This is a genomic window from Paenibacillus sonchi, from assembly GCF_016772475.1.
GTDB lineage: Bacteria > Bacillota > Bacilli > Paenibacillales > Paenibacillaceae > Paenibacillus_AQ > Paenibacillus_AQ sonchi.
The window spans coordinates 6,512,787-6,524,803 of the sequence record NZ_CP068595.1 but is presented as its reverse complement, the minus strand read 5'-3'; the positions used below and the strand labels follow the sequence as shown (position 1 = coordinate 6,524,803).

Below are 12,017 nucleotides of genomic sequence, written 5' to 3'. Positions count from 1 at the left end.
TCCTTCTACTTGTTTTCCGCTATAGCTTAGCTCTTACTTGTTGGCTCGATGCCTTCCAGCTGGCTGACCAGTATTTTGTACTGCTTCAGCAGTTCGCTCAGGGATTGCTTAATCGCGGCGGCATCCTTGGACTCTATGGCTTCGGATAGTTCCGTTTGTGCGGTAATGAGGGCAATATCTGTAGCGGAAGGTCCTGCAGCCTCAGTTCTTGTTGCAGTTCCCCTTTCGCTTACATCGACGGCAGCAGACACCGCTTTATGCATACCATTCTCAGTACGCTCTATGGCAATAGGGGCAGGGATCAGGTTATCCGGGTTCACTCCAGGAGTCGCAGCAACTGCCTGACCTGTAACAATAGCTTTTGCCTGCGGATTTGACGAAGCATCCCCATCGGGCAGCGGAATTGCATTTACAACCTGCGGGTTATTAGTAACAACCACGCTAAGCCCGGTAATTTTTTCATATTTGGCCAGAACATCCTTCCATGCTTGCGCGGTATCCGGTGCATAGGTTGCGACCAGGTCCAGTAGTCCCGGAAATGCAGCTGTGATAAAAATCGAATCGACTGGTTTAACCGCGCTCACTGTAACAGAGATTTCCGTGTTCTTTGATCCGCCTGTTGGTGTTCCGTTATCCGCATCTGCGAATACCGGACTGGCTACTGCGGAGAGCAGCAGGGTGGAAAGGGCGATTTTTCTCAGCTTCAAGTTGTAGTTCATGTTCTTAACACTCCTTGTTCGTGGTTTGTCTTACAGGCCTAACTATACCGGGCGGCTGTGGCACAATATTGGTGGCTTTGTGGAAAAAGAATGGCATTCCTCTCCATGCCCGCAGGGCTTGATATAATGAAGCAGAGAAACCCCTGGAGGTCTATGAGATGAACAACAATGCAGTGATTGCGATTGTGGAGGATGACGAGAATATACGCCATTTAGTCGAGGCATATTTGCACAAGGAGAATTACAGTACTGTGGGCCTGGGAAGTGCTGAAGAGGCGATAGAGTTCTGGAAAAGCAGTCCGCCGAAGATGTGGGTTCTGGATATCATGCTGCCGGGTATGGATGGCTACGAGCTATGCCGGAGAATCCGGGATGAAGCTGAGGTGCCGATCATCATGATCTCTGCCAAAGATAACGAGGTCGATAAAATCCTCGGCTTCGAGCTGGGCAGCGACGACTATCTGGTGAAGCCTTTCAGTCCCCGGGAGCTGGTAGCCCGCATCAAGCGCCAGCTGGAGCGCTGGGACAAGCTGGGTCAAGACGGAGGGCTCGACACAGGCAAACGGGCGGAAGAGATGAAGATCATGCTTGGCAGGCTCCAGATCATGCCGGAGGAGCGGCGTGTGTTCTGGGACAAGACAGAAGTAGAGCTTACGAGCAAGGAGTTCCAGATGCTGAAGGTGTTCGCGGAGCATCCGAACCGGGCGTTTACCCGGGAGGAGCTGCTGTCCTGTGTATGGGGGGATGATTATTTCGGCAGCGACCGGGCGGTGGACCATCTCATTAAACGGATGCGCAAAAAGATAGACGGCCTGCCGCTGGAATCCGTCTGGGGACATGGCTACCGCATGCGGGAAGGGCAGGTGCAGGAATGAAAATGAAGCTGGTTCATCAGATCAACTTGGCTTTTGCAGCGTCCATGATCCTTGTTCTTTCAATTACTGCTGTGCTGATTCATTATGTTCTGCTGGATCATTTTATAGGCGTGGAGCGGGATGGGCTGCGTACGCTGGGCGCATCGATGACAGCCACTATGGCAACTCAGCCTGATGCTTATTTGGAGGCTGCGGTACCTGCTTCAGCTGTTACTGTTCCCTATTCTGCAGCTTCTACGGACGTGGCGGCGATTTTCACCGATCAGCAGGGGAATATTATATCCGGCAGCGTCCCTGCGCTGGCTGCTCCGTCCGGAATCGCTGCTAAAGCGAGGCCTGTCCAGACGATAAATATGCAGAGCATATGGAGCGGCGAGGATTCCCGGTTCCTTGTTCAAGTCAATGCCATTCCGCAAGGCAAGCTGACACTGCTGACGCCTATGAGCAAAATAAAGACGATTGAGCAGGCGCTCCTAAAAAGAATGATTCTCGTATTTGCTGCAGGCGCTGTGCTGATGCTCTTGTTCAGCCTGTTCATTACCCGTAAATTGATTAATCCGCTGATCCGCCTGCGCGAGGAACTGAAAAAAGTCAAAAGCCGCCGTTTCTCCGAGGTCGGACTGATCAGAGCCGGTGGAGAAATCGGAGCCGTTGCAGAGACCGTATATGAGATGGCAGGAGAGTTGAACCGGTTCAACCGGGTGCAGAAACAGTTTTTTCAGAATGCTTCTCATGAGCTGAAGTCTCCGCTAATGTCTATATCGGGTTATGCGGAAGGGATTCGGGACGGAGTATTTGAAGGCGAAGCGGTTGTGAAAGGACTGGATATTATCCTCGGCGAGACCAGCCGCCTGCGGAATCTGGTTACAGAAATGACGCTGCTGGCCAAGCTGGATAGTGAAGAGGATATTTACCGGCCCGCTGAGGTCTGTCTGCAGGAGCTGCTGGAGGATGCGGTAGAGCGGATCAACCCTTTGCTGGTTAAAAGGAACCTCGTACTGCATACGGCTTTTTCCGGAGAACCTCTGATTGTTGCTGCCGACCGTGATAAACTGCTTCAGGCGCTCCTGAATGTACTGAACAACGCTGCACGTTATGCTGGCGGGTCTATTGAAATTCAAGCTGTCAGAACAAATGGAACGATTATCCTGCAAGTTACGGATGACGGCCCAGGGATTCCGGAGGAATTGCTGCCTTCGCTGTTCCACCGTTTTGTCAAAGGCAAGGATGGAGAATCCGGGCTGGGTCTTGCGATCTCGCGGGCGATTGTGGAGCGCGGAGGCGGAAGGATACAGGCGGGCAACCGCCAATCTGGGGGTGCCCTGTTCTCATTTGAATTCCCGGTTGCCCATTCAGCGTGAATATACAACAACCGCCCGTGAGTGTTCACGGGCGGTTTGCTATTATCTTAGCCTAGTATTCGTTGAACATTGCAGCGATTTCCTCATAACCCGTTGTTTGGGTCAGCGCCAGCGAGAGCAGGATTCGTGCCTTTTGCGGCACGAGGCTGTTGCAGGGAATCGAATTGGCAGAAAGGTCGATATAGGAATCCTTCAGCGTAATGCCGCTGGAAATCCGCGAGCAGCGGACAACGGGGATATCGTTATTTTTGAGCTCGCCGACTTTATCGATCCAGGGTTTGCTGTAGAGGCCTCCGCCTGCTCCGGCAATGACAATGCCTTTGGAGAGGGTAGCCAGATAATCCAGAATACCCGGATCAGCATCTACATGGAAATAGGCTACGGACACCTGCGGCAGCTGTTCCAGGGCAGAAATGTCGAACTGGGCGGCGGTGGTATGCTTTTTGAGCGATCTGGTGTAGAAAAAAGCCTCGCTGTCCCGCATATAGCCGAGACATCCAAAATCCCGTTCATCAAAGGCATTGGCCTTAAAGGTGTTGACCTTCTGCACATCCCGGCCACTGTAGATCCCTTCGGCAAACACAACCATGACGCCTTGGCCGGAAGCTTCCGGGTTGGCCGCCAGAGCTACCGACTGGTACAAATTCAGCGGTCCATCCGGACTGATGGCCGTAGCCGGGCGCATGGAGCCGGTAATGATGACCGGTTTGTCCGTTTTGATTACGAGATTAAGAAAGTACGACGTTTCGTCCAGGGTATCCGTGCCGTGTGTGATCACAAAACCATGCACATCTTCACGGAGTGCCAGGGTGTTGATCAGGGCCGCCAGGGTCAGCCAGTGCTCACTGGTTATATCGGCGCTGCACAGATTGCTGACCTGTACTCCTGCGCAATTGGCTACACGTTCAAGATGGGGGACACTGTCCAGCAAATCCTGTATCGACAGAGCACCAGGCTCGTAATTCAAGGTTTTATGCGCTTCGCCGCTGCCTGCAATAGTACCCCCGGTGGCGAGAATGACCACATTTTTGAGGCTCGGATTATAGGAAGGGGAGGCTGTAAAATTCACTTCTGGAACTGGAATAATCATCGCTTATATCCTTTCAAGTCAGATCATTTTTTAATAGAACTAATTAATAGAAATTGGCTGAATGTATTATAACATACGATTAACGGTGTAAGGCTGTTTTTTAATCCCATTATTGATATGAGACGTATCCTTCCAAACTTTCCAACCCATAGTGCAAATCAGAATATAGTATACTGAGGAAAATTACTAAACTTCTGAAAGGGGCTAAAAGATGATTGAACTGGAGGTTCAAGACTATTACAAAGGGTTGCCTGCGCTGGATCAAGTGAAAATAAATACACTTTTTGCCAGGGCTGTGCTGGAGCAGCGTATTCCGGGGAAAGTGTATGCCGACAGCAAAGAAAAGCCGGGTGCGTTCTATGTCGTCCATCCTTATGGAATGTCATTGGTCTATGGAGCTGCTGCGAATCCGGATTTTCATCACCGGTTGTCGGATTACATAACGGGCAGAGGGGAAAACCGCATACAGGCAGAGTGGCTGCAGGGAGACCCGGCCGGAGACTGGAGTGAGCGGATCGATGCTATAGCTGCTGCGCATAACAGCACATTGCCGGCAGGCGGCAGGGAATCCGGTCAGGACAATTACCGGGCCATAGAAAAAAATACCAGAGTGAATTTCAGCTTTGACCGTGAAGCCTATTGTGCAGCACGGGCGCAGTTCTTCAAGCAGGAGGCAGACCTGGTACGAACGGGAAAAGAGCATTTTTTTGCTCAGACCGGTTCAGTGCTTCCGCGTTTTTTTTGGCGGGATGAAGAACATTTTGTGGCTGAAGGCGCCGGCTACAGTATCCTGGAGGATGGCGGGGTTGCTTCTACTGCATTTTCGTCCTGTATCACGGCGGATCAGCTCGAAATCGGGATAGAGACAGCGGAAGCTTCACGGGGAAAAGGGTATGCATTTACCGTATGCGCCGCGTTGATCGATTATTGCCTTGACCATCGTCTGGAGCCGGTATGGGCCTGCCGCCTGGAGAATCAGGGGTCTTATTATCTGGCACAGAAGCTGGGCTTCAAGCCGTCGCTGACGCTGCCTTATTACCGGCTCGCATTGTGAAGGGACTGACAACGGATCATGCAAGAAGACTAGAATTTATCACAACTACCCATTTTCTGGATACGTACCTCAAGGGGAATTCGCAAATTCTGGATCTTGGTGCCGGATCAGGATACATGCATCCGGGAATGTCTGAGGGTTCTTAGACCGGGCGGTCTGCTTGCCGCAGCATATGTGAATAGATTGTTTATTTACCCGCATCTTGTCAAAAGTGATCCCGGCTTCCTTAACACCAGGTGGATACAATCGATTTTGGAGGAGAAACAGATTTCCTCGACGGAAGCGGATTGCTTTTGGACAGACGCTTTTTTTTCACACTCCCGGTGAAATTGAGGCATTAATTGAAGCCGCCCTTTCTCCATGAAATACAGCCGGTATAGCGCCAGCGTTTCCCCGCTGAACTGGCTGCTGTGCAGCGCCATGGCGGCCAGCTTCTGATCGAAGCAGCTGGTAATATCGATGACCGTATTCGGTTCCGAGGTAAGGTAGAATCCCAGCGCTTGTTTATTTATAACTTTTTCGCATTTATTGTAAAGAGAAATATCAATAATAATGTAACCGTTTACAATATACATATGGGATACACAATAGGGTAGACTGGGGGATTAATTAAATTTTACTATAGTTAAAATTAACTATTAAAATTTTTGCGAAAAATGTCGAAAGATAGCTAAGATGTCTCGGTGGCATGCCAGGGGAGGAGGTATGTCCATCAGCTGGACGCAACAACGTTAACCTTAGGGGGAATTCAAATGAAATGGTTCGGTAATTTGAAGACAGCAACAAAAATCATTTCCGCGTTTTTGATTGTATCCTTGATTCTCGCGGGACTTGGCGTGTTTTCGATCTTCTCGCTGCGCAGTGCCAACGCGAACATGAAAGAGATGTATAACAACAACCTGATTTCAGTCCGGGATTTATCGGCTGCCCAAATCAAGTACCAGAGCATTAGAGTAGCCCTGCGGGATATGAGCATTGCAACAGCTGTTGAGGAAATATCCGGCTACAAGGAGCAGATCGAAAAAGCAACCGGGGAAATTGAGAAGTATTTTAACAATTACCGGCCGCTTGCTACTACTCCGAAAGAGCAGGAGCTGCTGGGTAATTTTGATAAAGAATATGAGATTTACATGAAAATGTTTAGCCAGGGGCTGATTTTAGCAGAGAAAGAGGACCCGACTGAATTTAATGCATTTAGATTGCATCTGGCGCAGCAAGGAGAAAAAGTCGTTGTCTATATGAATGGTTTAATTGATGAGAATGTGCGGCTCGCAGACGAAACGAACAAACACTCCGAGGATACGTATTCCTCCGCGCTGGTCTTGACCATCTCTGTAGTGATCGGGGCGGTAATTGTCAGCATTCTTATTGGTTATGTTATTGCCAGATCGATCTCAAGACCGCTGATAGTGATGCTGGGATTGGCTTCCGAGGTGGCAAACGGCAATCTGACCCAACAGGCAGAAATCACAACCAAGGATGAAGTGGGACAGCTGGCCAGTGCGCTGAACCGGATGGTTAATAATTTGAAGGATCTGATTAATGGCATCGTGATGAATTCGCAGAGTGTTGCCGCTTCTTCCGAGGAAATTTCCGCGAGCACCCAAGAGATCGCCAGTACCAGCACAACCCAGTCTGCGGCATCCGCAAGTATTACCGAATTGTTCAAAGAGCTGTCTCTGGCAATCAACTCAGTGGCAGCAAGTGCGGAGGAAGCTGCCGAGCTGTCCAATGATACGGTAAGAACAGCACGTGAAGGCGGTTATGTGGTGGAAACCTCGCTGCAGGGAATGCAGGCCGTAAATCACCAGATGACACAGCTGGAAGAGGACTCCCGCAAAATCGGCGATATCATCGAGGTGATTGACGATATTGCCGAGCAGACCAATCTTCTGGCACTGAATGCAGCCATTGAAGCTGCCCGTGCCGGGGAGCAGGGCCGCGGCTTCGCAGTTGTAGCAGATGAGGTGCGCAAACTGGCGGAGCGGAGCAGTGACGCAACCAAGGAAATCACCAAGATCATTAAAGCCATGCAGGAGAATACCAAACAAAGTGTCCGGGCTGTTGCCGAAAGTGTTGAGCAATCATCGATGACCAGTCAGGCTTTTGAGCAAATTATCAGCATGGTGAACTCGTCCTCGCTCAAGGTGAATGAAATTGCTGCGGCTTGTGAAGAGGAATCCGCTCAAGCGGCCGAAGTGATGAACTCGGTTGAATCCATCGCGGCCTCCAGTGAAGAATCAGCCGCTGTATCGGAAGAGACGGCAGCGACCTGCCAGTCACTGGCCCAGCTCGCTGAGGAGCTTGCCCAGTCCGCAGCCGCGTTCAAAACCCACTAACCTACAGACTGAAGGTGTTATGATGTCAACGCTGCAGAAGGAACAATATATAGAGCTTGCCGTAGGCCAGGAAACGTGCGCCATCCGCATCGAGGAAGTGCATGAAATTATCAAAATGCTCACCATTACGGACATTCCCTTCAGCCGGAATGAAGTGAAGGGGGTCGTCAATCTTCGCGGCAAAGTAGTCTGCGTGATGAGTCTGCGTAATCTGCTGGGCATGTCTGATGAGCCGTATACCCGGGCCACACGGATTGTGGTGGTCCGTTACCGGGATGAATTTGTGGGACTCATTGTAGACAAGGTGAATAAAGTTACCACTTATGGAGAAATACATCCTCCTTCCAGTGGACAAGGCCGGGGCCGGGAAGGGGTATTTCTGGGCATCGGTCAACGAGAGGACCAGCTGATCGGCATTCTGAAGCTTGAGGAAATATTGGGCGGTTAGGAAGGAGAAGGATTGATAATGATGGAGCTGTCTGCCTACCGCGATATTTTTATCGAAGAGTTGAACGATCAGCTGGAACGGATGGACCAGTCGCTGCTGGCCTTGGAGCAATCGCCGTCCGCAGAGCTGATTCAGACCATTTTCCGTGCTGCGCATACCATTAAAGGGTCTTCTTCCACCATGGGCTTCAAGGAAATGAGTGACTTGACCCACGAAGTGGAATTTATCCTCGAATGGGTACGGGAAAAGAAACCGGAGATCACCTCCGTGCTGATTGACACCTTGTTCCGTGCGCTGGATGCGATGAAGCTGCTGCGGACAGAGTATATCAGCGGCAGTGAATATACCAACTGCAGCAGTGTGGTGTCCGAGATCAAGGCACTGCTCGGCAAGCCTGCCGAACCGGAGCGGTACAGGCTCCCGGTTCTGAACGCTGCGGAGACGCTTCTGGCGGAGGCGGCTGTGGGCGCAGGAGAGCAGCTGATCGCTGTAAGCATCACGCTGAAGGAAGACTGTCTGATGAAGGCTGCAAGACATTTTATCCTGCTGCAGCGGATGGAGGCCCTGTGCGGAACGGTCATATCTGTCTCTCTTGCCCCGGTGGTAACTCCAGGTACCGATGAAGATGAACGTTACGGCCAATTTACCGTTGTGGCTGCCACGCTGAAGGAGCTCCAGGTGATTCAGGACCAGCTTGGTGACGATTCAGATATTCAGCATTTGCACATTGCTCCATATAAGATCAAGCTGTCCAAAGAAGCGGAAAGGATGCTTGATGCTCCCGATACGTCTGCCCAGCAGGCGAACCCGAAGGCCGAGGAGCGCGGGAAAGGCACCCATCCAACGGTGAGGGTAAACGTGGAGCGGCTGGATCATCTGATGAATCTGGTTGGTGAGCTGCTGATTGAGCAGACCTCCCTGGCCGATCTCAGCGCAGCCGGCCAGCGTTCAGACCCGGCCAGAGTTCTTCCGGACATTAGCAGCGTATCGGATCACATGGGCAGTATTATCAAGGAACTTCAAGAAGGTGTCATGAAGACGCGAATGCTGCCCATTGATCAGCTGTTCAGCCGTTTCCCCCGGCTTGTCCGGGATCTGGCCCAGAAGCTGGACAAGGACATTGAGCTGGTGATCCAGGGCGGTGAAACTGAACTGGACCGGATGATTATCGAAGAGCTAAGTGATCCCCTGATCCACTTGATCCGCAACAGTGCGGACCACGGGATCGAGAGTCCCGGGTACGCATCTCTGAAGGGAAGCCGGCTAAGGGCAGGATCACCCTGACTTCTTTCCATGAAGAGAACCATGTGGTCATCCGCCTGGAAGACGACGGGCAAGGCATCGACGCGGGGAGAATCAAAGCATCGGCACTCGGCAAAGGAATCATTACCGAAGAGCAGGCCGGTTACTTGACCGCCCAGGAGGCGGTCCATCTGATCTTTGAGCCCGGATTCTCGACGGCTTCAGCGGTCAGTGAAGTCTCCGGCCGGGGGGTCGGCATGGATATTGTTCGCAGTCAGATCGGACGGCTGAATGGTATTATCGATATCGAAACAGAGCCGGGCAAAGGGACCGTCTTCACGATCCGGCTCCCGCTCACGCTGGCCATTATCAAGGGACTGCTTGTGAAGGTTGCCGGCCGGGTCCTGATTCTCCCAATGTACAATGTTGCCGAAATTGTGCGCATTGCCCCGGAAGAAATTCAGGTCGTTCAGGGAGAGCAGGCGATAATCAACCACGGGCGGATTGTGCCGCTCTCCTGGCTGAGGGACAAGCTGCATTATCCCCGGGCGGAACGGAGCACCAGGACTATCCCGCTGGTCATCGTCAGATCTGTCGATAAGATCGCCGCTTTTGCTGTAGATGAGATTATCGGCAACCAGGAGGTTGTCATTAAGTCTCTAGGAGCTTATCTGGGAACCCTGAACCATCTCTCGGGAGCGACTATCCTTGGAAATGGCCGGGTTGCGCTCATCCTGGATGCCGCTTACCTGGTAAGCCATTAATTCAATAGACACTTGGAGCTGTCAGGTAAATAGCCGGAAGGACGCAGTGAAATGCTGTGTTATCCTTCCGGCTTTTTACCGTTTAGGAATTTATGCAATGCTAAATAATGTGGATATCTTGGAAGCTTCAGGTGCTATAGGCGGTGCAGGAGGAGCTTGACAAGAACCTTTCGCATGTCTGACGGCAGCGGGGTGACCGGGCACTGGAAAGTATATGTCACCACCGAGGACGGGCATAAGATCGATATCAATGTTGAAGCGGGCCAGCACTAGGCAAGTCAAGAAACGGGCAGTTCCTCTACCTTTTAGAGGTGAATCCTGTAAGTGCCAGCAAAAAAGTAGGTTGTATTATGATTACTAAAATTTCCCTAATAATCGAGAGGATGATTAGTGGTAACGAAAGTGAGGACACACAATCGTTGCTTTGTCCTTAATCCTCATCTCATATTATGGAGGAATTTATATGTCAACACCCAGACCCGAGACAACACTTCGTGTATTTGCTACAAACGCTAGCTATATTGGCATCAAAGGCAGTATAAAGATTCCAACAACCTTGAATGTTTCAGGAGGTTATGTCGATTGGTATTTTGGGCTTGGTAACGCGATCGTAGAGGCTGGCATTTCGTATACAGGTACCAAATTCCGTACACCTATTAAGATTACATCTCCTGGCGGAGAACCAATAATTGGTACAAGTCAAGATGATATCACTGGTATTATTCCAGGTGCTACTGTTCCTATTCAGTTGTTGCATGACAGAGTGAATCATACTATTTCTGTCTGGATTAATGGTGTGAAGATATGGAATTCCATTTCTATTCTTGACTCACATGGGAATGACGTACTGGGGAGTGCCAGCACTGCTAAAATGGTTTTCGGTCTTGATGACCAAGGGGCTTCCAGCTATAGCTTAGGAAGCTTCACATTGCTTAAACTCCAGAAGACGGATGGTACTTGGATTGATTGGAATAGCAGCGTTCCTTATACTCCATTGCCCAGCGGTTCGGCATCTAGTTTTAATCTGAACTCTTATGTCCCACTGAGTGCGTCTTTAAACGCAAACTAAATAAGTAATAATAACAATACCTACACAGAAATGTGTAGGTATTGTTATTTAATGAAACTTTTTACCATAAATAAGCGTCTAATAAAAAGTGACAATAAAAACAAGGAGGTCCATTGTATGAATAAAAGACAAATCCTATCAGGAACTCTTGCTGCATTTTTAAGCTTAATGCCATTGACTGATGTATTTGCTGCGAACACTCCTTCAATTATCGTTAATAGTAAAGCTGTGAAGACAGAGGTCATTCCAATACTTAAAAATGGGGTTACATTAGTTCCAGTAAAAACTATAAGCGAACTTCCCAATACAACAATATCCTGGGACAATGCATCAAAGACAGTAACTGTAGTCAATAAGATAACGCAGCAGAAGTCAACATTCAAATTAAATAGCAAATATGTCATGATTGGTAATGAGCGCAAAGAAATTCAGGTTCCTGTTTCTATTATTAATGGCAGAGTCTTTGTTCCGCTTCGGGTTATCAGTGAAGCATCTGGAGCTGTTGTCGTTTGGGAACAACAAAAACAAACTGTGTATATCGCTAAACCAACAAATCAAACCATTAAAGATCTGGAGTCGAGCGACTTGTCCGTCAGAAGAAAAGCTGCAGTTTCCGGGACACCAAAAGTTGATGCCCTGACCTCTCCTTCTGCTGATCGTAAGGTAAATAACAATGACGTTTTTTATTTTCCAAAAGGTGAATCTAATCAATACTTCTATTTATACGGTGATGTAATCGAATATCATCAAATAAAAAACAACATCGATTACAAGACTTGGCAGGCTAACATTGGTACCTCGAATGATTCCATTCAGCTCATAAATAACAAAGAAGGCTTAGCTTTCAAAGGAAATGTTGGTGTTTTATCGGAAGAGGGAATACGGCCTAAAATTACTGGTGAGTACGTATACTATAACATGAACATTATGGGCGGGATTGCTAGGTACGGACTAGTCAATTCGGAAGGCAAGGTTACTGAGCTGGGGATGAACGATGATATCACTTCAATAAAGGACTTTTTTATAATACCTAATGAATAACACTTTTAGAATCAC

At 49.5% G+C, this 12,017-nt stretch carries 13 protein-coding genes; 10 read left to right on the top strand and 3 right to left on the bottom strand.

From position 1 onward, the window contains the following. Positions 1 to 26: 26 nt before the first annotated feature. Positions 27 to 719: a hypothetical protein gene (locus JI735_RS29320; protein WP_039835206.1), complete on the bottom strand. Its 693-nt coding sequence runs from the start codon at positions 717 to 719 to the stop codon at positions 27 to 29. A gap of 158 nt (positions 720 to 877) precedes the next feature. Here JI735_RS29320 and JI735_RS29315 point away from each other — a divergent pair, with 158 nt between their 5' ends. Continuing rightward, positions 878 to 1,594 (top strand): response regulator transcription factor, encoded by a 717-nt coding sequence (locus JI735_RS29315; RefSeq protein ID WP_039835205.1) that lies wholly within the window; start codon positions 878 to 880, stop codon positions 1,592 to 1,594. After that, a complete protein-coding gene (locus JI735_RS29310; protein ID WP_233476110.1) occupies positions 1,591 to 2,955 on the top strand; it encodes a sensor histidine kinase in 1,365 nt (454 codons plus the stop codon). The genes JI735_RS29315 and JI735_RS29310 overlap by 4 nt, the downstream gene beginning before the upstream one ends. Positions 2,956 to 3,007: 52 nt before the next feature. Here JI735_RS29310 and JI735_RS29305 read toward each other — a convergent pair whose 3' ends face one another. After that, on the bottom strand, positions 3,008 to 4,045 hold the full coding sequence (locus tag JI735_RS29305; RefSeq protein WP_051051738.1) for an asparaginase: 1,038 nt from the start codon (positions 4,043 to 4,045) through the stop codon (positions 3,008 to 3,010). Positions 4,046 to 4,256: 211 nt separating this feature from the next. Here JI735_RS29305 and JI735_RS29300 point away from each other — a divergent pair, with 211 nt between their 5' ends. Then, on the top strand, positions 4,257 to 5,099 hold the full coding sequence (locus JI735_RS29300; protein WP_039835203.1) for a GNAT family N-acetyltransferase: 843 nt from the start codon (positions 4,257 to 4,259) through the stop codon (positions 5,097 to 5,099). After that, positions 5,096 to 5,245: a hypothetical protein gene (locus JI735_RS36470; RefSeq protein WP_233476109.1), complete on the top strand. Its 150-nt coding sequence runs from the start codon at positions 5,096 to 5,098 to the stop codon at positions 5,243 to 5,245. The genes JI735_RS29300 and JI735_RS36470 overlap by 4 nt, the downstream gene beginning before the upstream one ends. Before the next feature lie 45 nt (positions 5,246 to 5,290). On the opposite strand, the gene JI735_RS29295 is transcribed toward JI735_RS36470, so the two are convergent. Beyond that, entirely contained in the window at positions 5,291 to 5,674 is a 384-nt protein-coding gene (locus JI735_RS29295; protein ID WP_039835202.1) for a hypothetical protein, read from the bottom strand. A gap of 177 nt (positions 5,675 to 5,851) precedes the next feature. On the opposite strand from JI735_RS29295, the gene JI735_RS29290 reads away from it, so the two are divergent. The 6 genes from JI735_RS29290 (at position 5,852) to JI735_RS29270 (ending at position 12,002) form a co-directional block, all read left to right on the top strand. Continuing rightward, on the top strand, positions 5,852 to 7,438 hold the full coding sequence (locus tag JI735_RS29290; protein WP_039835201.1) for a methyl-accepting chemotaxis protein: 1,587 nt from the start codon (positions 5,852 to 5,854) through the stop codon (positions 7,436 to 7,438). Positions 7,439 to 7,457: 19 nt separating this feature from the next. Beyond that, positions 7,458 to 7,886: a chemotaxis protein CheW gene (locus tag JI735_RS29285; RefSeq protein WP_231869730.1), complete on the top strand. Its 429-nt coding sequence runs from the start codon at positions 7,458 to 7,460 to the stop codon at positions 7,884 to 7,886. Positions 7,887 to 7,904: 18 nt separating this feature from the next. Continuing rightward, on the top strand, positions 7,905 to 9,170 hold the full coding sequence (locus JI735_RS36465) for an Hpt domain-containing protein (RefSeq protein WP_233476108.1): 1,266 nt from the start codon (positions 7,905 to 7,907) through the stop codon (positions 9,168 to 9,170). 23 nt (positions 9,171 to 9,193) lie between these two features. Beyond that, the gene (locus JI735_RS36460) at positions 9,194 to 9,892 is read left to right on the top strand and encodes a chemotaxis protein CheA (protein WP_233476107.1); all 699 of its coding nucleotides are present in this window, start codon (positions 9,194 to 9,196) and stop codon (positions 9,890 to 9,892) included. 463 nt (positions 9,893 to 10,355) lie between these two features. Continuing rightward, positions 10,356 to 10,961, top strand: a complete 606-nt coding sequence (locus JI735_RS29275; RefSeq protein WP_039835193.1) for a hypothetical protein — start codon at positions 10,356 to 10,358, stop codon at positions 10,959 to 10,961. Between the two features lie 117 nt (positions 10,962 to 11,078). Beyond that, on the top strand, positions 11,079 to 12,002 hold the full coding sequence (locus tag JI735_RS29270; RefSeq protein WP_039835191.1) for a copper amine oxidase N-terminal domain-containing protein: 924 nt from the start codon (positions 11,079 to 11,081) through the stop codon (positions 12,000 to 12,002). Positions 12,003 to 12,017 lie beyond the last annotated feature (15 nt).

What these genes read in the sequence shown, in the direction of transcription:
- JI735_RS29320 (WP_039835206.1), bottom strand. Translation starts at nt 719, where the DNA reads ATGAACTACAACTTGAAGCTGAGAAAAATCGCCCTTTCCACCCTGCTG.
- JI735_RS29315 (WP_039835205.1), top strand. Translation starts at nt 878, where the DNA reads ATGAACAACAATGCAGTGATTGCGATTGTGGAGGATGACGAGAATATA.
- JI735_RS29310 (WP_233476110.1), top strand. Translation starts at nt 1,591, where the DNA reads ATGAAAATGAAGCTGGTTCATCAGATCAACTTGGCTTTTGCAGCGTCC.
- JI735_RS29305 (WP_051051738.1), bottom strand. Translation starts at nt 4,045, where the DNA reads ATGATTATTCCAGTTCCAGAAGTGAATTTTACAGCCTCCCCTTCCTAT.
- JI735_RS29300 (WP_039835203.1), top strand. Translation starts at nt 4,257, where the DNA reads ATGATTGAACTGGAGGTTCAAGACTATTACAAAGGGTTGCCTGCGCTG.
- JI735_RS29295 (WP_039835202.1), bottom strand. Translation starts at nt 5,674, where the DNA reads ATGTATATTGTAAACGGTTACATTATTATTGATATTTCTCTTTACAAT.
- JI735_RS29290 (WP_039835201.1), top strand. Translation starts at nt 5,852, where the DNA reads ATGAAATGGTTCGGTAATTTGAAGACAGCAACAAAAATCATTTCCGCG.
- JI735_RS29285 (WP_231869730.1), top strand. Translation starts at nt 7,458, where the DNA reads ATGATGTCAACGCTGCAGAAGGAACAATATATAGAGCTTGCCGTAGGC.
- JI735_RS36465 (WP_233476108.1), top strand. Translation starts at nt 7,905, where the DNA reads ATGATGGAGCTGTCTGCCTACCGCGATATTTTTATCGAAGAGTTGAAC.
- JI735_RS29275 (WP_039835193.1), top strand. Translation starts at nt 10,356, where the DNA reads ATGTCAACACCCAGACCCGAGACAACACTTCGTGTATTTGCTACAAAC.
- JI735_RS29270 (WP_039835191.1), top strand. Translation starts at nt 11,079, where the DNA reads ATGAATAAAAGACAAATCCTATCAGGAACTCTTGCTGCATTTTTAAGC.